This window comes from Vibrio pacinii DSM 19139 (assembly GCF_000711795.1).
GTDB lineage: Bacteria > Pseudomonadota > Gammaproteobacteria > Enterobacterales > Vibrionaceae > Vibrio > Vibrio pacinii.
In genome coordinates this window covers 1-19691 of sequence record NZ_JONH01000027.1, presented here as the reverse complement: position 1 = coordinate 19691, position 19691 = coordinate 1, and the positions used below count along the sequence as shown (strand labels likewise).

The 19691-nt window shown below is 46.3% G+C and carries 21 protein-coding genes and 1 tRNA gene; 19 read left to right on the top strand and 3 right to left on the bottom strand.

What is annotated here, in order from left to right:
• Window positions 1-155 precede the first annotated feature (155 nt).
• Window positions 156-231 (top strand) — tRNA-Gly (locus BS19_RS14220).
• 670 nt (window positions 232-901) lie between these two features.
• Here the strand turns inward: BS19_RS14220 and queG are convergent.
• Window positions 902-2014 (bottom strand): tRNA epoxyqueuosine(34) reductase QueG, encoded by a 1113-nt coding sequence (queG, locus tag BS19_RS14215; RefSeq protein WP_038176121.1) that lies wholly within the window; start codon window positions 2012-2014, stop codon window positions 902-904.
• Window positions 2015-2213: 199 nt separating this feature from the next.
• Here queG and tsaE point away from each other — a divergent pair, with 199 nt between their 5' ends.
• The 9 genes from tsaE to BS19_RS14170 all read left to right on the top strand — a co-directional run bounded on the left by tsaE (window position 2214) and on the right by BS19_RS14170 (window position 11538).
• Window positions 2214-2678 carry a tRNA (adenosine(37)-N6)-threonylcarbamoyltransferase complex ATPase subunit type 1 TsaE gene (tsaE, locus tag BS19_RS14210; protein WP_038176120.1) on the top strand — a complete coding sequence of 155 codons (465 nt, stop codon included), beginning with the start codon at window positions 2214-2216 and terminating at the stop codon, window positions 2676-2678.
• The gene (locus BS19_RS14205) at window positions 2672-4393 is read left to right on the top strand and encodes a LysM peptidoglycan-binding domain-containing protein (protein ID WP_038176118.1); all 1722 of its coding nucleotides are present in this window, start codon (window positions 2672-2674) and stop codon (window positions 4391-4393) included. Before tsaE ends, BS19_RS14205 begins: the two co-directional genes overlap by 7 nt.
• A gap of 14 nt (window positions 4394-4407) precedes the next feature.
• Window positions 4408-6354, top strand: a complete 1947-nt coding sequence (gene mutL, locus BS19_RS14200) for a DNA mismatch repair endonuclease MutL (RefSeq protein ID WP_038176116.1) — start codon at window positions 4408-4410, stop codon at window positions 6352-6354.
• On the top strand, window positions 6351-7301 hold the full coding sequence (gene miaA, locus BS19_RS14195) for a tRNA (adenosine(37)-N6)-dimethylallyltransferase MiaA (protein WP_038176115.1): 951 nt from the start codon (window positions 6351-6353) through the stop codon (window positions 7299-7301). Before mutL ends, miaA begins: the two co-directional genes overlap by 4 nt.
• Before the next feature lie 187 nt (window positions 7302-7488).
• On the top strand, window positions 7489-7752 hold the full coding sequence (gene hfq, locus BS19_RS14190) for an RNA chaperone Hfq (RefSeq protein WP_038176114.1): 264 nt from the start codon (window positions 7489-7491) through the stop codon (window positions 7750-7752).
• 42 nt (window positions 7753-7794) lie between these two features.
• Window positions 7795-9084 (top strand): ribosome rescue GTPase HflX, encoded by a 1290-nt coding sequence (gene hflX / locus BS19_RS14185; RefSeq protein WP_038176113.1) that lies wholly within the window; start codon window positions 7795-7797, stop codon window positions 9082-9084.
• Between the two features lie 45 nt (window positions 9085-9129).
• The gene (hflK, locus tag BS19_RS14180) at window positions 9130-10311 is read left to right on the top strand and encodes an FtsH protease activity modulator HflK (protein WP_038176112.1); all 1182 of its coding nucleotides are present in this window, start codon (window positions 9130-9132) and stop codon (window positions 10309-10311) included.
• Window positions 10312-10313: 2 nt separating this feature from the next.
• Window positions 10314-11294 carry a protease modulator HflC gene (gene hflC / locus BS19_RS14175; protein WP_038176111.1) on the top strand — a complete coding sequence of 327 codons (981 nt, stop codon included), beginning with the start codon at window positions 10314-10316 and terminating at the stop codon, window positions 11292-11294.
• Window positions 11295-11352: 58 nt separating this feature from the next.
• Complete coding sequence (locus BS19_RS14170; RefSeq protein ID WP_038176122.1) at window positions 11353-11538, top strand: DUF2065 domain-containing protein; 186 nt, start codon at window positions 11353-11355, stop codon at window positions 11536-11538.
• A 9-nt stretch (window positions 11539-11547) separates the two neighbouring features.
• Here BS19_RS14170 and BS19_RS14165 read toward each other — a convergent pair whose 3' ends face one another.
• Together BS19_RS14165 and BS19_RS14160 are read right to left on the bottom strand one after the other, a co-directional pair.
• Window positions 11548-11778, bottom strand: coding sequence for a SlyX family protein (locus tag BS19_RS14165; RefSeq protein WP_038176108.1), 231 nt, complete (start codon window positions 11776-11778; stop codon window positions 11548-11550).
• Between the two features lies 1 nt (window position 11779).
• Window positions 11780-12760 carry a WD40 repeat domain-containing protein gene (locus BS19_RS14160; protein ID WP_038176106.1) on the bottom strand — a complete coding sequence of 327 codons (981 nt, stop codon included), beginning with the start codon at window positions 12758-12760 and terminating at the stop codon, window positions 11780-11782.
• 131 nt (window positions 12761-12891) lie between these two features.
• Between BS19_RS14160 and fkpA the strand changes: the two genes are divergently transcribed.
• The 9 genes from fkpA to BS19_RS14115 all read left to right on the top strand — a co-directional run.
• Window positions 12892-13680, top strand: a complete 789-nt coding sequence (fkpA, locus tag BS19_RS14155; protein ID WP_038176104.1) for an FKBP-type peptidyl-prolyl cis-trans isomerase — start codon at window positions 12892-12894, stop codon at window positions 13678-13680.
• 184 nt (window positions 13681-13864) lie between these two features.
• Window positions 13865-14587 carry a helix-turn-helix transcriptional regulator gene (locus BS19_RS14150; RefSeq protein WP_038176102.1) on the top strand — a complete coding sequence of 241 codons (723 nt, stop codon included), beginning with the start codon at window positions 13865-13867 and terminating at the stop codon, window positions 14585-14587.
• Window positions 14584-14979: a sulfurtransferase complex subunit TusD gene (tusD, locus tag BS19_RS14145; protein ID WP_038176101.1), complete on the top strand. Its 396-nt coding sequence runs from the start codon at window positions 14584-14586 to the stop codon at window positions 14977-14979. The genes BS19_RS14150 and tusD overlap by 4 nt, the downstream gene beginning before the upstream one ends.
• The gene (tusC, locus tag BS19_RS14140) at window positions 14976-15332 is read left to right on the top strand and encodes a sulfurtransferase complex subunit TusC (protein ID WP_038176099.1); all 357 of its coding nucleotides are present in this window, start codon (window positions 14976-14978) and stop codon (window positions 15330-15332) included. Before tusD ends, tusC begins: the two co-directional genes overlap by 4 nt.
• Before the next feature lie 7 nt (window positions 15333-15339).
• Entirely contained in the window at window positions 15340-15615 is a 276-nt protein-coding gene (tusB, locus tag BS19_RS14135; RefSeq protein WP_038176098.1) for a sulfurtransferase complex subunit TusB, read from the top strand.
• A 189-nt stretch (window positions 15616-15804) separates the two neighbouring features.
• A complete protein-coding gene (rpsL, locus tag BS19_RS14130; protein WP_004399892.1) occupies window positions 15805-16179 on the top strand; it encodes a 30S ribosomal protein S12 in 375 nt (124 codons plus the stop codon).
• A gap of 117 nt (window positions 16180-16296) precedes the next feature.
• On the top strand, window positions 16297-16767 hold the full coding sequence (gene rpsG / locus BS19_RS14125) for a 30S ribosomal protein S7 (protein WP_004415829.1): 471 nt from the start codon (window positions 16297-16299) through the stop codon (window positions 16765-16767).
• Window positions 16768-16907: 140 nt separating this feature from the next.
• Window positions 16908-19010 (top strand): elongation factor G, encoded by a 2103-nt coding sequence (gene fusA / locus BS19_RS14120; RefSeq protein WP_038176096.1) that lies wholly within the window; start codon window positions 16908-16910, stop codon window positions 19008-19010.
• A 150-nt stretch (window positions 19011-19160) separates the two neighbouring features.
• Window positions 19161-19691, top strand: a 531-nt coding sequence (locus BS19_RS14115; protein WP_038176094.1) for a GTP-binding protein, incomplete at its 3' end; no start/stop codon positions are given.

Genomic DNA, 19691 nt, shown 5'->3' with positions numbered 1-19691 from the left:
GGTCGTTGGTTCAAATCCAGCCCCCGCAACCACATTCAAAGGTGTTGTGATTCGCTAGCTCGTCGGGCTCAGCTATTCATAAAACCTCGCGAAGGTCACGGATTCACATTCGGCCTCGCAAGTACGTTTTAATCAATAGCGTTGGCTGTTGATATGCGACACTAGCTCAGTTGGTAGAGCGCAACCTTGCCAAGGTTGAGGTCACGAGTTCGAACCTCGTGTGTCGCTCCAGTTGATAGCTTTCATTGTGCTTAACAATGACATGCGACACTCGCTCAGTTTAACGAGCGCAACCTTACCAAGGTTGAGGTCACGCCTTTCTGCTTATGAATAGGAAACCTCGTGTGTCGCTCCAAATCTTCCTCAAGTGAATCACTTGAAGCGGCCTCAGGGCCACCGCTCTTTATCTAATGCTGAGAAGCATGAACCCCAAAAAGCCAATAGTCCTCCTATTAATTAGGTGGACATTTTTATGTCTGAATTTAATCTCTCAGCACGTAAAGTGTTTATTGTAGATTGATGGTAAGCACCATCCTAGCTAGGCCCTTACACATTCGTCAACAGACTTATCCACAGAATACGAATTGTGGATAACTTGGTGGGTAAGCTGAAATTTATTTATGCATAACACTTGACTAAAACGATCTTTTTGTTTTTATTAAACAGATGATGATGACGATTATTTTATTAAGTTGATGATTTTAAAGGGTTAATTTGTTTTTGTTTGTGTTTTTAACCAAATAGCACTCGATCATTAAGTCATTGTTTATTGATCCTAGTCATTTATTTGATATGTGGTTAACTTCTTTAACCGCAAGCAAATAACCAATGCTGCTCTTTTTTTTCCACATTATGATTTTTGGAACTAAATCAAGTTCTGAACACTACGATCCGGCAAGCATTATGCATCCCTAGGTAACCCTTTCTCGACGATTCTGATTAAACGTTGGGTTTGTGTCGAAGAGTAAGGCAGTTGACTTTGTTGCTGTTGCAAAGCCCAATGAATATGCACATCAACTAAGCCACTAATGCCCAAACGCTTTATAAGTGCATCAACGATAGCCTGAGAGTAGGGGGCGTTACCCATCGCGATCGCGAGGTTTCTTAGCCATTGAATATGGCCGATACGACGAATGGGCGAACCTTGCATCTTGTTAAGAAAGGTCTCTTCATCCCAAAGAAACAGCTCGACAAGATCATTTTTGGTTAAAGTCTCACGACGATGAAAATCACTCTGTTCAGTCAGCTCAGCAAATCGATTCCACGGACAGACCAACTGGCAATCATCGCAGCCATAAATACGGTTCCCCATCGCGCGGCGGAATTGTTCAGGAATGACGCCATCAAATTCAATTGTGAGATAAGAGATGCACCGGCGCGCATCAACGATACCATCATCAATAATGGCTTGGGTCGGGCAAGAGGTAATGCATGCTTTGCACTTGCCGCATTGATTGCTGCTCGGCTCATCGACTGGTAGTGGTATGTCAACCAGTAGCTCACCAAGGAAAAACCATGACCCCGCGTCTTGGTCAAGAATCAGTGAATGTTTTCCTGTCCAACCTAATCCCGCTTTCTGGGCTAGTGGACGCTCTAAGATCGGCGCAGAGTCAACAAAAGGTCGATAGCCGAGTTTTCCCATTTCCTGTTCGATTTTTTGACCGAGTTTTTTAAGCTGATTACGCACCAGTTTGTGATAATCACGTCCGAGCGCGTAGCGGCTAATATAGGCTTGGCTTGGATTGGCGAGGTTGGCGGCAAACTCAGCTTGCGGAGGCAGATAGTTCATTCGTACGCTGATGACTCGCAGTGTTCCGGGGAGTAGCTCCGCCGGGCGCGCTCTCATCATCCCGTGACGAGCCATCCAATCCATCTCACCATGAAAGCCTGCATCAAGCCATGCTTGTAGTGCTTGTTCATGTTCGGATAGATCGACATCGCATATGCCCACTTTCTGGAAGCCAAGTTCTTGGCCCCAGATTTTGATCTTGTCTGCGAGCTGTTGTTCGTTCATGCTGATGTGCTCCTCACTAAGGGGGCGGGATCTTAACGGATCTTATATCAGGGATCTAGCGAGGAAAAATCGGAAAAGCGAGATAAATTGACGATTTTTCGTTTTACTAACACAAGATCGCTTGTCTCTCAATTCAAACCCAGTTTACTATTCCTGTTCTTTTGATTTTTATATAGTCACAGCGTAGAGATTGATCTTCATGACCACAAAACAATTTGCCCTTCAAGATGAACAAGCCACGATTCAACTGGGGACTGCTTTAGCGCAACTGTGTTCGCAGCAGACAACCATTTATCTTCATGGTGATCTTGGTGCAGGGAAAACCACGTTCAGTCGCGGATTTGTGCGTGCGTTAGGCCATGAAGGTAACGTAAAGAGCCCGACTTATGCCTTAGTAGAACCTTATCAACTAGCAGATTGGCAGGTTTATCACTTTGACCTCTACCGTTTAGCTGATCCGGAAGAATTAGAGTTTATGGGGATCCGCGACTATTTCACTCCAGATGCAATCTGTTTGGTTGAGTGGCCAGAGAAGGGCGTTGGTTTATTGCCTGAGGCGGATTTGGATATTGTTCTGCGTTATCACGGTGAGCAGCGTATTGTTGAGCTTACGGCCAACAATCCTTATGGATGTCAGTTATTAGAACAGTTGGAGCTATGTTGAAGCGCATTGTATTGAGGTTGGCGTTATTGCCCGTTTTACTCGGGCTAAGTTTGTTGTCAAACTTGGCATTTGCCAATACTTTGGAAGGGATCCGAGTATGGCCATCTCCTGATGAAACTCGCGTGGTCATCGATCTTCAATCAGAAGCGGATTACAGCTTTTTTACCCTTTCAAGTCCTGAACGCTTGGTTGTTGATCTGAAAAAAACGTCACTTAGTACCCAATTACCGCTGACGGTTTCAGATAGCCCAGTATTAAAAAAAATTCGTAACAGCTCGCCACCAGAAAAGAGCACTTATCGTTTGGTGTTTGAACTGGAAAAAAAATCGACAGCGCAAATTTTCAAACTCGCTCCCACGCCTGGTGGTCAATATGGTCATCGTTTGGTGCTTGATTTACCTCATCAAACGTCGTCAGCTGCGCCTGAAACCAAGAGCTCGACCAGTCAGGCTACTGTCAGTCGTGATGCATCTCAACTGCTAGGAACGGCTGATATTGTGGTAGCGATCGATGCTGGACATGGGGGCGAAGACCCTGGTTCAATCGGGCCAACACGTAAATATGAGAAACATGCCACGCTCGCCGTCTCAAAAAAGATCGCCGCCCAGATTAACATGGTTCCGGGCATGAAAGCTGTACTGACGCGCGGTGGCGATTATTATCTCAATCTAAATAAGCGCTCAGCCATTGCCCGCACAAATAAAGCACACTTATTAGTCTCGGTGCATGCCGATGCATTTCATTCACCCAAGCCGCGCGGTGGTTCGGTGTTTGTCCTCAATACGCGCCGTGCTAACTCAGAAATTGCCCGCTGGGTTGAGAATCATGAAGAGCAATCCCAACTGCTTGGTGGGGCTGGGGAAGTGCTTGCCAAAAACAACAGCGATCGCAATATCAGTCAAACGCTACTCGATCTGCAATTTAGTCATTCCCAAAAAGAGGGCTATAAAGTCGCGACCAATATTTTACGTGAGATGGGCCGTGCGGGAATCTACTTACATAAGAAAGAACCCGTTAACGCTAGTCTTGCGGTGCTAAAATCACCAGATATTCCGTCGGTTTTGGTTGAAACTGGCTTTATCTCAAACCCGAGCGAAGAAAAACTACTGTTTCAGCGTAGCCATCAAGACAAGCTAGCCCGCTCTTTGGCCAAAGCTATCGTTCAGTATTTTGAAGATAACCCTCCAGAGGGAACTTTATTTGCTAATCGTGGTAAAAGTATTAAGCATAAGGTGTCGCGTGGTGAGTCATTATCAGTGATTGCCAGTAAATATGGTACGTCGACTAAAGCCATCATGCAGACGAATAAGCTCAAGAGCAGCAGTCTAGCGATTGGACAAATCTTGGTGATACCAGGTGCGAAAAGCGCGATCAAAGTGCCAGAGATCAAAAATCCAGTCGAAACTAAAACACTGACGCACGTGGTTCAACGCGGTGAATACTTAGGTAAGATTGCCAGTAAATATAAGGTCTCAGTTGCCGAGATCAAGCGCGAAAATAGCTTGAAATCTGATACCTTGAAGCTTGGGCAGAAACTCAAGGTCACGGTTAGCTTAAAGGATCAGCCACTGCGTAAGCATAAAGTTCAACGCGGTGAATTCCTGGGTAAAATAGCCTCTAAATATGACGTGAGTGTCGACAGTATTCGTCAAGCAAACAAGTTACGTTCCGATCAACTGGCGGTTGGCCAAGTGTTGATCATTCCGCATAACTAACATGAGTGGTCGCGATGACAATTAAGATCCTCCCAGCCCGTCTTGCCAACCAAATCGCCGCAGGAGAAGTCGTTGAAAGACCGGCTTCTGTGGTGAAGGAGTTAATTGAGAACAGTCTCGACTCTGGCGCTACTCGTATCGATGTAGATATCGACAAAGGTGGCGCAAAATTGATCCGTGTGCGCGATAACGGCAAAGGGATCATCAAAGATGAGTTAGGGTTGGCGCTCAGCCGTCACGCGACATCGAAGATTCATACCTTAGATGATCTTGAAGCGATTATTAGCCTTGGTTTTCGTGGTGAAGCGCTTGCCAGTATTAGCTCGGTCGCACGTTTAACCATGACCTCACGTCCAGCGACGCAAGATCAAGCCTGGTCAGCCTACAGTGAAGGGCGTGACATGCAGGTAAAACTGCAGCCTACGGCGCACCCTATCGGTACGACCGTTGAGGTGTTAGATCTGTTTTTTAATACCCCGGCACGACGTAAGTTTCTTCGCACCGAGAAAACCGAATTTGCTCATATTGACGAGCTTGTTAAACGTATTGCATTGAGTCGATTCGATGTCACGATCAACCTTAAACACAATGGTAAGTTGGTCAAACAATACCGAGCGGCAAAAAATGAGGCGCAAGCCGAAAAGCGTATTGCGGCAGTGTGCGGCAGTGCATTCGTACGCCACATGCTTAAGATAGAGCTTGAGCATCAAGGTCTTAAGCTGCATGGCTGGATCACTACACCTGAGGGCGCTCGCCAGCAAAGCGATTTGCAATATTGCTATGTCAACGGGCGGATGATGCGCGACAAGCTGATTAACCACGCGATTCGTCAAAGTTATGAAACCAGCCTTCGTCCTGATCAATTTGCTACCTATGTGTTGTTTATCGAGCTCGATCCACATCAAGTGGACGTGAATGTGCATCCGGCTAAGCATGAAGTCCGTTTTCATCAAGGACGCTTAGTTCACGACTTTATCTACCAAGCGTTAAGTGATGCGTTAGCACAAAGTGCGCACATCACCAAAACTGAGCAAACCGCTTCGGCTTTTCATGTTGAGTCGCAGCAACAGCCCGAGCAACAGCTTGAGCCAAGGACTTCGTCGTCGTCTCATTTTGCTCAAGAGCAGCAAGCGATCGAGTCGGTACCTGCCTATCCGGGACGTAATGACTACCAGCGTGACCGTGAGCATGTACGAGAGGCCAAGCCGCGCAGTGAATGGAGCGAACCTCGTCCAGCAAGTAAGCCTAGAGTCACCGAACGTTATGGTGAGCCTGCGCCGCGCAAACAGGAAGTTCGTGCTTATCAAGAGTTACTCAAAACCCCATCGCAGCCGTCAGTTGAAGCGACGTTGAAGAAAAGTGCGCCGCAGGTTGAACAACCTGAGCTTGATGTGGTCGAAGCGTTAGGTAAGGCGATAACCATCGTCCAAGGTCAATACTTGGTGATGGGTGATAAAAATGGTGCTCGTCTGGTCAATTTAGCGCGCGCAGAATGGTTAAGGGTCAATGGGCAGTTAGCGACTGATCAAGGTAACTTAACCAGTCAGCCTCTTTTGGTTCCTTTGTCACTCAAGCTCGATGAATCACTACTCGGCGCGGCAGAGCGTTTTGCACCGTTATTGAATCAGTTCGGTATTGAGCTTAAAGCGCGCAGTAATAAAGCCCTGATGGTAATGGGCGTTCCGCAGCCGCTGAGGCAACAAAACTTACAACAACTGGTGCCAGATCTGCTATCTTACGCCGTCTCGCATACTAGCGAGCCACAGTCATTGAGTCATACTCAGTTAGCCAATTGGCTCTGCGATCATATTACCCAAGTGAAAAGCGACTACACTTTGTCAGAAGCGATTCAAATGGTGTCTGATATTGAACAATTGTGGCAGGGTCGGTTGCCATTGAGTGATACGACATTTGTTAGGCCGATAGATTTTTCTGCAACGATTGCAGCTTTAGAGTTATGAATAACGAACAATTACCTTTGGCGCTATTTTTAATGGGGCCAACCGCATCAGGCAAAACTGATCTAGCGATTCGTTTACGCCAGCAATACCCGGTTGAGATCATCTCGGTCGACTCCGCGTTGATCTACAAAGACATGGATATTGGTACCGCTAAGCCCGATGCGCATGAGCAAGCACAAGCGCCCCATCGTTTGATTGATATCTTAGACCCGAGTGAGTCTTATTCGGCCGCCGATTTTCGTCGTGATGCTCTCCATGAAATGAACCAGATTGTTGCTGAGGGTAAAATTCCCCTTTTGGTCGGCGGCACGATGCTTTACTACAAGGCGCTGCTAGAGGGATTATCACCACTTCCTGCGGCAAACCCTGAAATTCGTCAGCAAATTGAACAACAAGCGTTGACTATTGGGTGGGATCAGTTGCACGATCAACTGAAGCAAATTGATCCTGTCTCAGCCGAGAGAATTCACCCCAATGATCCACAAAGGTTATCGCGGGCATTGGAAGTTTATCGAATTTCAGGTAAAACTCTTACTGAGTTGACTCAAACCAAAGGGGAAAGCCTGCCGTTTAGAGTCAAACAATTTGCTATTGCTCCCAAGGAAAGGGCAGAACTCCATCGTCGTATTGAACTACGCTACGAGAAGATGATAGAAGCGGGCTTTGAAGATGAAATGCGTACACTGTATGCACGCGGCGATCTTCATCCTGATCTCCCATCGATCCGTTGTGTGGGGTATCGACAGATGTGGGACTATTTGGAAGGGAAATGCACACTTGATGACGCTGTATTTAAGGGCATCTGTGCAACCCGCCAATTGGCCAAGCGACAAATTACCTGGTTGCGCAGCTGGGATAATTTAACTTGGTTAGATAGTGAAAACATTGAACAGGCACTCGAAACTGTCTCAAATGCCATAGCATCTGAAGGTTTTAGCTGTGTATAATGTGATCGCTTTTGCGTGAATCCATCCTGTGAAGGATCCGTTACTTGAAATTTGAGTGTTTAACCACCATAACAAGTAACAACAGGGTGTTATTTTATTCGTTTAGCTCAGAGCAAAGGGCACACCTTTTGTGCCGGGCACCACTAGCTAAATAACTAAAACAGAATTACAAAATAAGGAAAATAAAATGGCTAAGGGGCAATCTTTACAAGACCCATTCTTAAATGCATTACGTCGTGAACGTATTCCTGTATCTATCTACCTTGTAAACGGAATTAAACTACAAGGCCAGATCGAGTCTTTTGATCAGTTTGTGATCTTGCTGAAGAATACAGTTAACCAAATGGTTTACAAGCATGCTATTTCTACAGTTGTGCCTGCTCGTCCAGTGAATCATCACAACGGTGAGCGTCCACAAGGTGAGCGTCAACCAGAGAAGTCAGAAGATTAATTATTCTAAATAACCTAAACAGTCCATTAAGGAGTTGATTGCTTGTTTGACCGTTATGAAGCCGGTGAGCGAGCCGTACTTGTTCATATCAACTTCACGCAACAAGGGGAGTGGGAAGATCTCAGCGAGTTTGAAATGCTGGTCTCTTCAGCTGGCGTCTCTGCGTTACAAATCGTAACTGGAAGTCGCCAGACACCACACCCTAAGTACTATGTCGGTGAGGGTAAAGCCCAAGAAATTGCTCATTCAGTGCAATTGATGGAGGCTGATATTGTGATTTTTAATCACGCCCTCTCTCCTGCCCAAGAACGCAACCTAGAAGCACTGTGCCAATGCCGTGTGTTAGACCGTACTGGTTTGATCCTCGATATCTTTGCTCAGCGCGCACGAACTCACGAAGGTAAATTGCAAGTTGAGCTCGCTCAGCTGCGACATATATCTACCCGACTGATCCGTGGTTGGACTCACCTAGAAAGACAGAAAGGTGGGATTGGTTTGCGTGGTCCAGGTGAAACTCAGCTAGAAACTGACCGACGTCTATTGCGTGATCGTATTAAAGCGATATTGCGCCGCTTAGATAAAGTGGCCAAACAACGTGAACAAGGTCGCCGAGCTAGAAACCGCGCCGAAATACCAACCATCTCACTGGTTGGCTATACCAATGCCGGAAAGTCGACCCTATTTAACCGTATCACCGAAGCAGGTGTGTACGCGGCCGACCAACTATTTGCTACTTTGGACCCGACATTACGTAAGATAGAATTAGCGGATGTAGGGCCAGCAATCTTGGCGGACACCGTAGGATTTATTCGCCATTTGCCGCACGATCTTGTGGCCGCATTTAAAGCAACACTACAGGAAACCCAAGAAGCTGACATTTTGTTACATGTTGTTGATGCCAGTGACGAGCGTTTTCGTGAGAATATTCGAGCTGTTGATGAAGTGCTTGAGGAAATAGACGCCCATGAGGTGCCTTCCTTAACCGTCATGAACAAAATTGATAACCTTGAAGGGCAGCGACCACGTATCGACCGTGATGAGGACGGTATTCCCCGTACGGTTTGGGTTTCTGCGATGGAAGGGATTGGTATTGAATTGCTGTTTGATGCGCTCACCGAGCGACTTGCCAGCCAAATGGTTCAGTATCAATTGCGAATCCCGCCACAATATCAAGGGCGGATCCGTAGTACATTCTTCCAGATGAAATGTATTCAACGAGAAGAATATGACCAAGATGGTAACTTGTTGATCGAAGTTCGAATGCAGCAGGTAGATTGGTCTAGACTTGAAAAAAGAGAAGGGGCAGTTTTTCGTGACTTTATAGTTACTTAAATGACTGCTAAAGTATAACGTCATATCAAATGATGGAGCTTTCTAATGGCGTGGAATGAGCCTGGTAATAACAACGGCAACAACGGCCGCGATAATGACCCTTGGGGTAATAATAATCGTGGTAACAAAGGTGGCCGTGATCAAGGACCGCCAGACTTAGATGAAGTGTTTAATAAACTAAGTCAGAAACTAGGTGGAAAGTTTGGTGGTAAGGGTGGTAAAGGCATGCCTATGGGCGGCGGTGGAGCACTAGGTTTTGGTGTTGTCGCTGTTATCGCAATTGCGATTTGGGCCTTTTCTGGCTTTTACACTATTGGTGAAGCAGAGCGTGGCGTTGTGCTACGTCTTGGTAAGTACGATCGTGTGGTCGATCCTGGTTTGAACTGGCGTGCTCGTTTCATCGACGAAGTGACGGCGGTTAACGTACAGGCAATTCGTTCGCTACGTTCATCAGGCCTAATGCTCACTAAAGATGAAAACGTTGTAACCGTTGCGATGGATGTTCAGTACCGTGTTGCTGACCCATACAAATACCTATTCCGTGTTACCAATGCTGACGACAGCTTACGCCAAGCAACCGACTCTGCATTGCGCGCCGTTATAGGTGATTCATTAATGGATAGCATTCTAACGAGTGGTCGTTTGTCGATTCGTCAAAATACACAGATTACCCTTGAAGATATCGTTGATAGCTACGACATGGGTATTGAAGTTGTCGCAGTTAACTTTGAAGACGCTCGTCCGCCTGAAGAAGTGAAAGATGCCTTTGATGATGCCACCGCATCTCGTGAGGACGCGCAACGATTCAAGCGTGAAGCAGAAGCTTATCAAAACGACATTATTCCTAAAGCGAAAGGTCGCGCAGAGCGACTACTTAAAGAAGCTCAGGGTTACAGTGAGCGAGTGACTAACGGTGCGTTAGGTGAAGTGGCACAATTTGAAAAGCTACTACCAGAGTATCAAGCATCGCCAGAAGTAACTCGTAACCGTCTGTACTTAGATACGATGGAAAAGGTTTACTCTAATACCTCTAAAGTGCTGATTGATTCAGAGTCGAGCGGTAACCTATTGTACTTACCGATCGATAAGTTGACGGGTGGCCAGAACGATAAAAATCGTTCAATGCAAGACACATCAACCTATGATCAGATCGAGCTTGAGCCACAATCGAGCAACCAGAGCAATGACTCAACATCTCGCTCTACTTCACGTCAAGGGAGATATTAAGAATGCGTAAGTTAATGATCCCTGTATTAGTCGTTGCACTAGCACTAATGCTAATGTCGCTATTCGTGATCCCAGAAGGTGAACGCGGTATCGTAATTCGATTTGGTCGTGTTTTGAAAGACAACAACGAGATCGCGCGAATTTACGAGCCGGGCTTGCACTTCAAAATGCCACTGTTTGACCGCGTCAAAACGCTTGATGCACGTATCCAAACCATGGATGGCCGCTCTGACCGTTTCGTAACGTCTGAGAAAAAAGACGTGATTATCGATTCCTACGTGAAATGGCGCATTGAAGACTTTGGTCAGTACTACTTGGCGACAGGCGGTGGTAACTCATCAACTGCTCAAGCACTACTGAGCCGTAAAGTGACCGATGTGTTGCGTTCTGAAATCGGTTCACGTGAAATTAAACAGATCGTTTCAGGCCCTCGTAATGATGACATCCTGCCGGATAGCGCTGACAGCGAAGTCGTGACCACTGTAGCCGCGAAAGAGGCCTTAGAAGTCGACGGTGAGCGCGATATCATTATGAAAAACGTGCTCAATGATACGCGTCAAGACGCAATGGGAGATTTAGGTATTCATGTCTTCGATTTCCGCATGAAGAAAATTAACCTTCCAGACAGTATCAGTAAGTCAATCTATGACCGCATGAGAGCTGAACGTGAATCAGTCGCAAGACAGTTCCGTTCTCAAGGCCGTGAGCAAGCGGAGATAATCCGTGCGCAAGCCGAGCTTGAAGTAGCAACCATTCTTGCTGAAGCAGACAGAGCCGCTCGAGTAACACGAGGTGGTGCGGATGCGGAAGCGGCGAGTATCTATGCTGGGGCGTACAATAAAGATCCAGAATTCTTTAGCTTTGTCCGTTCACTACGTGCATACCAATCGTCGTTCAAAGATAAGAGTGATATCTTGGTCCTTGATCCGAAAAGTGATTTCTTCCAGTACATGAACAATGCTGCTGGTGGCACATCGAAATAAGCAAATTATTGCTAGCATAAAGGCTCCTCTGGGAGCCTTTATTTTTATTGGGATAACTATGTCGAACTCACTATGGCTAGCGTTTGGGCTAGTATTGATCGTCGAAGGGTTGGGACCTTTGATTGCACCGAATGGTTGGCGCACGATGGTGGCACAACTGAGCCAACAACCCGACACTCAATTGAGACGGATTGGAGGGTGCTTAGTGGTCGCTGGGGCAGTAATCGCGTATGTGTTTAGCTAAGCTTGCCCATTAGTAATGGGGAGGAGGCGTCTCTTGCGCAGCATCGGCTAAGTTAGAGCTATCGATGTTTTTCACTTTGCCAACCATGTACTTCATCTGATCTTGCATCTTAACAATCAGCAGTTGTTGCTGACTCAAGGCTTGATTCAATTCTTCAATGGTCTGTTCTTGGAAAGCTAATTGACACTCTAAGTCATTCACTCGGCCTTCCAACTGCTTAATTTGCTGTTCTGTCGTCATGCTAATAATCCACATTCCAAGCTTGGGCGATACCCGCTGAGGTGCCCGAAATTACGCGGTTTTGCGTATCAAAGGCTGCATCATACACCACTGCACGGGGAGGACGGGTATCTTTTAATGGCTCGGCCTCAAATCCATCGACTCGCTTTCCGCTGTGGCTATCCCACACCATAATCCGACTTGAGGGCGTTCCGGTAACCAAGTAACGCCCATCGTCAGAAAATCGTGCGGTAGAGAAGATCAACTGACGAGAAAAACTGCGTAATTTGGCGAGTTGCTTGCCGCTTGATAAGTCCCAGATAATGGACTGATTGCCACCATCCGAGGTAAACGCATAGTTGCCATCCCGGTGCAGCGCGACTCGATTGACTCTTTGTTCATGCTCAAATGTCTTCAGTACCTGGCCAGTTTGGGTATCCCACAAGTAGGCTTTGTGATCATTGCCTCCTGACAGTGCGAAGCGACCATTCGGCGACAAAGCGACAGTATTGACTTTTTCATTGTGGGCAAGGAACTCTAAGCGCCTGCCGGTGACTAAGTTGACGTAGATGGCCTTACCGTTGGATAGTCCAAGCAGAACCTGTTCGCCATTGCTGGCAATATCAATGTCTCGAATAAGACCATCTGATATTGACCATAGTCCTTGTGCCTGAGTCCAGGCGAGGTCCCATACGGCGAAATTTACTTGTGTCGCGGTCACGGCAAAGCGGCCGTTGTCTGAAATACGAATGCGTGACACGGTGCTAGATTGAGGGTCTTGCGAGCCCAGTTTAGCGAGCTGTTGGCTTTCGTAAAGGTCCCACAGGACAAGTTGATGTTCTTTAGAGTAGAGCAGCGCAAAACGCGCATCTCGGCTCAATGCGAAGCTTGTGGTTCCTTTGGGCTCAATTGTCCAGCGTTGGCTGTCTCGAGTGGAGAAAAAACAGCCATTTAACGCGGTGATGACAATCGCAATAATAAGTGAGTTAAAAATTACACGCATTGAGTCCAAATATCCGCTTGGTTTAGTTTAATTACAGCGCATATTGGTTATATTGGTACAACATGCAAATGTGTACCAGTCTTTCTTAAAGATTTGTGCACAAAGACAAAAAGTCTCAATTGGAGAGTTAAATGAAATCGATTTTTAAAGTGTCACTGCTTGCTGCAACTGTTGCACTGGCTGCTGGCTGTCAGAAAGAAGAAGAAACGAAAGTAGAAACCGCTGCTGCGGTTGAGCAAGTACAAGCTGAAACTGGCAAAACGGTTGCTTTTACAACAGAAGATGATAAAGCGGCGTACGCGATTGGTGTTTCATTTGCAAACTATCTTAGTACCAGCCTAGATAAACCGAGTGAAATCGGTATCACGCTAAATAAAGATTTGGTACTGAAAGGTATTGAACATGTGTTTGCTGGTAATGCAGAGCTTAACGAAGAAGAAACGCGTGCGGCTTTAGAAGCGTTAGATAAGCGCGTTGCTGCGACCATGCAAGAGCAAGCGGCTGAAAAATCAGCAGAAGCGAAAAAAGCAGGCGATGACTTCCGTGTTGAATTCGAGAAGCAAGATGGCGTAAAGAAAACGGAAACAGGTCTACTTTACCAAGTAATGACGCCAGCTGAAGGCGAGCAGCCAAAAGATACCGATACCGTTCAGGTGCATTACAAAGGCACATTGATCGATGGTACTCAGTTTGATAGCTCATACGATCGCGGTGAACCGGCCACTTTCCCACTTAATCGTGTGATTTCAGGTTGGACGGAAGGCGTACAATTGATGCCAGTAGGCTCTAAATTCAAGTTCGTTATCCCGCCAGAGCTGGCATACGGTGAACAAGACACGCCAACGATTCCTGCCAACTCCACCTTAGTATTTGAAGTTGAATTGCTAAAAATTGATAACGGTGAAGAAGCCGCGCAGTAGTTAGCTAACATGATTTAAACCAAGGTCTAGCTTCGGCTAGGCCTTTTTTGTTGTCATAAACCTGTTCATTAAGCCATAATTTTTTGTCCTAAATCACTAGATAGCAGGTTAGCTAGGTGTGCTTATCAAAATTTCTGATAAACTTACACCAATTTGTTGATTTTTCGTGCGAAGGCTTAAAGAAGTGACAACTACAGAAACAGTAAACACGGATATGTTGCTCGAAATGGAATCTGTTAATGTGATGCCATTTAGCGAGCACGATAAAATAATTCTCAGATCGTATGAAGCCGTGGTTGATGGTATCGCGAGTCTGATTGGCCCGTTTTGTGAAATTGTGCTGCACTCACTCGAAGACCTCAATACCTCGGCGATTAAAATTGCCAATGGTGAGAATACCGGTCGCCAAGTTGGTTCGCCGATCACTGATCTTGCGCTCAAAATGTTACGTGATATTGAAGGTTCGGAGCGAAATTTCTCGCGTTCCTACTTTTCGCGCGCCAAAGGTGGCTTATTGATGAAGTCGATCACTGTCGCGATCCGTAACGGAGAAAACCGCGTGATTGGCTTGCTGTGTATTAACGTCAATCTTGATGCCCCTTTCTCTCAGGTACTGCAATCTTTCATGCCAACGGAAGAAGCCAAGCAAGCGGCGTCATCGGTCAACTTTGCGAGTGATGTTGAAGAGCTGGTGGACCAAACCGTTGAGCGCACCATTGAAGAGATCAATGCTGACAAGTCAGTATCAAACAATACCAAGAATCGCCAGATTGTCATGGAGCTGTTTGATAAGGGGATTTTTGATATTAAGGATGCGATCAACCGTGTGGCCGATCGGCTTAATATCTCTAAGCACACGGTTTATCTGTACATTCGTCAGCGCAAAATTGAGGAAGATGAAAGTTGAATCCACTGACCTACACTTTGGTGGTTAACGGTTCTGTGTATGGTAGTCAGTCGGCGCGTCATGCTCACCAATTTGCTTGTGCCTTGATAGCCAAAGGGCACACCTTAGTCAGTGTGTTCTTTTATCAAGAAGGCGTGACCAATGGTAATGGCTTAACGGTGCCTGCCAACGATGAATTTGATTTGGTTAAGGCGTGGCAAGAGCTAGCCTTACAACACAATGTGCGTTTAGAAACCTGTGTTGCCGCCGCACTGCGCCGTGGCATCGTTAGCCAAGATGAGGCTAATCAGCATGGTTTAGCCCAAAGTAATCTTGCTTCAGGTTTCCAGCAAGCGGGATTAGGCAGCCTTGCAGAGGCGATGTTAGTTCAAGATAGGGTGGTACAATTTTGAGCCAGTTAACTTATCTTTTTCGCACCGCACCTCACAGCAAGGCTTCAGGTCGAGAAGGGGTTGATGCCTTGCTCGCGGCTTCAGCCTATTGTGAAGACATCAGTGTTATTTTTACTGGCGATGGTGTCTATCAACTGCTGCAAGGGCAGCAAACGACAGCCACCCTTAGCAAAGATTACGCGCCGATGCTCAAACTGTTCGACTTATATGATATTGAACAGGTATACGTCTGTCAGGCGTCCTTAGCGTTGCGAGGGTTAGCGCAAGCGGATCTCATTATTGCCGCTGAGCGACTCGATGAGTGGCAGCTGAGCGAGCAACTCCATCGCGCTGGTAAAGTGCTTACCTTTTAGGTTGTTTATGCTACATATTGTCAAAACCGATCAAGCGTTAACAGAGGCATGTCGTGTCTTCTCTCAGCAAGATGAAATGGTGCTTATTGAGCAAGCTGTTTATGCGGCGAATCCTCAACATCATGCTTTTCCGCTGCTTCAAGGGCGCAAAGTTGCTGTGTTACAGAGCGATGCTGAAGCTCGAGGCATCGTGAATCGAATCAGTTCAAATTTCGCCATTATCGACTATTCTGGTTGGGTCGATTTGACGGCAACACACGCCAGCTCTATCACGTGGGAATAGCCCAACCTGTTAACCTGCATTTCTCAGTCTCTGTTTTCTTCGCTTTTTACTCAAGTTGAGCAAAAAAGATTCGTATATTTCTTGACACACCTCTCACTGCTGAATAGAATTTTGCGTCCCTAACTGGCTATAGCCGTTGGGGCTAGATTTTTCACAAAGCTTACTTTCAAGTAATTCAGGAGCTAGTTAATGGCAACTATTAACCAGTTGGTACGTAAGCCTCGTGCAAAGCAGGTTGTTAAAAGCAACGTGCCTGCACTAGAAGCGTGCCCGCAAAAACGTGGTGTATGTACTCGTGTTTACACTACTACACCTAAAAAACCTAACTCAGCACTTCGTAAAGTATGTCGTGTTCGTCTAACGAACGGCTTCGAAGTGACTTCGTACATCGGCGGTGAAGGTCACAACCTTCAAGAGCACTCTGTTGTTCTAATCCGTGGCGGTCGTGTTAAAGACCTTCCGGGTGTACGTTACCACACTGTTCGCGGCGCACTTGACTGTGCTGGCGTAAACGACCGTAAGCAAGGTCGTTCTAAGTACGGTGTGAAACGTCCTAAGTCTTAATGCCCTTCTTTTGATAAAGAAGCGTTAAGTAAGGCCAAACACTAAAATTAAATTTTAATTTTTGAAGAAACTGAAAAGTTTTGGATAACCTGAAGAATAAGACAACGGAGAATATCCATGCCACGTCGTCGCGTAATTGGTCAGCGTAAGATCCTTCCAGATCCTAAATTCAAATCAGAATTGCTGGCAAAGTTCGTTAACATCCTTATGGTTGACGGAAAAAAATCTACTGCAGAGAAAATTGTTTACACTGCACTAGATGCTATGGCTGAGAAATCTGGTAAAGATCACTTAGCTGTATTTGAAGAAGCTCTTGAAAATGTTCGCCCTGCGGTAGAGGTTAAATCTCGCCGTGTTGGTGGTTCAACTTACCAAGTTCCTGTAGAAGTACGTCCGGTTCGCCGTAACGCACTTGCTATGCGTTGGTTGGTTGAAGCTGCGCGCAAGCGTGGTGAAAAATCTATGGCTCAACGCCTAGCTGCTGAAATGCTAGACGCGTCTGAGAACAAAGGTACTGCGGTTAAGAAACGTGAAGACGTTCACCGCATGGCTGATGCTAACAAAGCATTCGCTCATTACCGCTGGTAATACCTTTCAGTGCCACAAGGTTCCTTGTGGCACTTCTTTAGTTCCTTCGCGTAAGCCTAGGAACTATTGCTATTTTTAGGACATGAGTTTTTTCATGCTGCTCGACATAGCAATAGTCCCTAATTCAAGAGGATTCAATCGTGGCTCGTAAAACACCTATTGAGCGTTACCGCAATATCGGTATCGTTGCTCACGTCGACGCAGGTAAGACAACCACAAGCGAACGTATTTTGTTCTACACTGGTCTTTCTCATAAAATCGGTGAAGTTCACGATGGCGCTGCTACCATGGACTGGATGGAGCAGGAGCAAGAACGTGGTATTACTATCACGTCTGCTGCGACTACAACTTTCTGGCGTGGTATGGAAGCGCAATTTCCCGATCACCGCATCAACATCATTGATACTCCAGGACACGTAGACTTTACTATCGAAGTAGAGCGCTCATTGCGCGTACTTGATGGTGCGGTAGTGGTTTTCTGTGGTTCGTCTGGTGTTGAACCTCAATCTGAAACAGTATGGCGTCAAGCTGATAAGTACCATGTTCCTCGTATGGTGTTTGTTAACAAAATGGACCGTGCTGGAGCTGACTTCCTGCGTGTTGTTGATCAAATTAAAAATCGTCTTGGCGCAAATCCGGTACCAATTCAACTCAACATTGGCGCGGAAGAAGAGTTTAAAGGTGTGATTGACCTGATCAAGATGAAGGCGATCAACTGGAACGATGCTGACCAAGGAACTACATTCACTTATGAAGATATTCCGGCTGACATGGTTGAAATGGCACAAGAGTACCGCCTAAACCTAGTTGAAGAAGCCGCGGAAGCGTCTGAAGAGTTGATGGAAAAGTACCTTGAAGAAGGTGACTTGACTGAAGAAGAGATCAAACAAGCGCTACGTACACGCACACTAAATAACGAAATCGTATTGGCTACTTGTGGCAGTGCGTTCAAAAACAAAGGTGTTCAAGCGGTACTAGATGCAGTTGTTGAGTATCTACCTTCACCCATTGACGTTCCTGCCATTAAGGGCGTGGATGAAAACGAAAATGAAGTAGAGCGTCATGCTGACGATAAAGAACCGTTCGCTGCATTGGCGTTTAAAATTGCAACTGACCCATTCGTTGGTACGTTGACCTTTATGCGTGTCTACTCTGGTGTTGTAAACTCGGGTGATGCAGTTTACAACTCTGTGAAGCAGAAGAAAGAGCGTTTTGGTCGCATCGTACAGATGCACTCTAACAAGCGTGAAGAGATTAAATCGGTTTGTGCTGGTGATATTGCAGCGGCTATCGGCTTAAAAGACGTGACCACTGGCGACACTCTTTGTGACCAGAATCATAAAGTGATTCTAGAGCGTATGGAGTTCCCTGAACCGGTAATTCAGATCGCCGTAGAGCCTCGCTCAAAAGCGGATCAAGAGAAGATGGGTGTCGCGCTAGGTAAACTGGCGGCAGAGGATCCATCGTTCCGCGTTGAAACTGACGATGAAACGGGTCAGACACTGATCTCTGGCATGGGTGAGCTTCACCTAGACATTATCGTTGATCGCATGAAACGTGAATTTAGCGTTGACTGTAACGTCGGTAAACCTCAGGTTGCCTACCGTGAAACGATTCGCGGCACCGCGGAAGTGGAAGGTAAATTTATCCGTCAATCTGGTGGTCGTGGTCAGTACGGTCATGTTTGGATTAAACTTGAGCCGGCAGAGCTCGGTGAAGGCTTTGTCTTCGTCGACGCAATCGTAGGTGGTGCGGTTCCTAAGGAATACATCAGCTCAGTTGCGAAGGGTATCGAAGAACAGATGAACAGTGGTGTTTTAGCTGGCTATCCAACGCTTGATGTTAAAGCAACACTGTTTGATGGTTCTTACCATGATGTTGACTCTAACGAAATGGCGTTTAAAATCGCCGGTTCGATGGCATTCAAGAAGGGTGCACTAGAAGCGCAACCTGTTATTCTTGAACCAATGATGAACGTTGAAGTAACCACTCCAGAAGATTGGATGGGTGATGTTGTTGGTGACCTAAACCGTCGTCGCGGTATCATTGAAGGTATGGACGAAGGTGTGGTTGGTCTGAAGATCATCCGTGCTCAAGTTCCACTGTCGGAAATGTTTGGTTACGCAACCGATCTTCGTTCTGCGACTCAAGGCCGTGCGTCTTACTCTATGGAGTTTCATGAGTACGCTGAAGTACCGAAAAACTTCGCAGATAAAATCATCGCGGAGCGTGGCTACTTGTAAAATGCTTTGATCGAAAAAAAGTCTAGCTTTTTTTAAAGATCAATGCGTCCAAATATTGCGCTGACTGACGTTGGCGCATAAAATAGCAATTTCTGGCGCGTCTCGATCAATAAGGATCGCGGCGAATCATAACTAGGAAGGAACACGATCGTGTCTAAAGAAAAATTTGAACGTACGAAACCGCACGTTAACGTTGGTACAATTGGCCACGTTGACCACGGTAAAACAACTCTAACTGCTGCTATCTGTACTACACTTGCAAAAGTGTACGGTGGTGTTGCGAAAGACTTCGCATCAATCGATAACGCTCCAGAAGAGCGTGAGCGCGGTATTACAATCGCTACTTCTCACGTAGAGTACGACACTCCAGCACGTCACTACGCACACGTAGACTGTCCAGGACACGCGGATTATGTTAAAAACATGATCACAGGTGCTGCACAGATGGACGGTGGTATCCTAGTTGTTGCTGCAACAGATGGTCCAATGCCACAAACACGTGAGCACATCCTACTAGGCCGTCAGGTTGGTATTCCTTACATCATCGTATTCATGAACAAATGTGACATGGTTGACGATGAAGAGCTACTAGAACTAGTAGAAATGGAAGTTCGTGAACTTCTTTCTGAGTACGACTTCCCAGGTGATGACCTTCCAGTAATCCAAGGTTCTGCACTAGGC

Coding starts and splice junctions, on each gene's coding strand:
- queG (WP_038176121.1), bottom strand. CDS start 2,014: ATGAACGAACAACAGCTCGCAGACAAGATCAAAATCTGGGGCCAAGAA.
- tsaE (WP_038176120.1), top strand. CDS start 2,214: ATGACCACAAAACAATTTGCCCTTCAAGATGAACAAGCCACGATTCAA.
- BS19_RS14205 (WP_038176118.1), top strand. CDS start 2,672: ATGTTGAAGCGCATTGTATTGAGGTTGGCGTTATTGCCCGTTTTACTC.
- mutL (WP_038176116.1), top strand. CDS start 4,408: ATGACAATTAAGATCCTCCCAGCCCGTCTTGCCAACCAAATCGCCGCA.
- miaA (WP_038176115.1), top strand. CDS start 6,351: ATGAATAACGAACAATTACCTTTGGCGCTATTTTTAATGGGGCCAACC.
- hfq (WP_038176114.1), top strand. CDS start 7,489: ATGGCTAAGGGGCAATCTTTACAAGACCCATTCTTAAATGCATTACGT.
- hflK (WP_038176112.1), top strand. CDS start 9,130: ATGGCGTGGAATGAGCCTGGTAATAACAACGGCAACAACGGCCGCGAT.
- hflC (WP_038176111.1), top strand. CDS start 10,314: ATGCGTAAGTTAATGATCCCTGTATTAGTCGTTGCACTAGCACTAATG.
- BS19_RS14170 (WP_038176122.1), top strand. CDS start 11,353: ATGTCGAACTCACTATGGCTAGCGTTTGGGCTAGTATTGATCGTCGAA.
- BS19_RS14165 (WP_038176108.1), bottom strand. CDS start 11,778: ATGACGACAGAACAGCAAATTAAGCAGTTGGAAGGCCGAGTGAATGAC.
- BS19_RS14160 (WP_038176106.1), bottom strand. CDS start 12,760: ATGCGTGTAATTTTTAACTCACTTATTATTGCGATTGTCATCACCGCG.
- fkpA (WP_038176104.1), top strand. CDS start 12,892: ATGAAATCGATTTTTAAAGTGTCACTGCTTGCTGCAACTGTTGCACTG.
- tusB (WP_038176098.1), top strand. CDS start 15,340: ATGCTACATATTGTCAAAACCGATCAAGCGTTAACAGAGGCATGTCGT.
- rpsL (WP_004399892.1), top strand. CDS start 15,805: ATGGCAACTATTAACCAGTTGGTACGTAAGCCTCGTGCAAAGCAGGTT.
- rpsG (WP_004415829.1), top strand. CDS start 16,297: ATGCCACGTCGTCGCGTAATTGGTCAGCGTAAGATCCTTCCAGATCCT.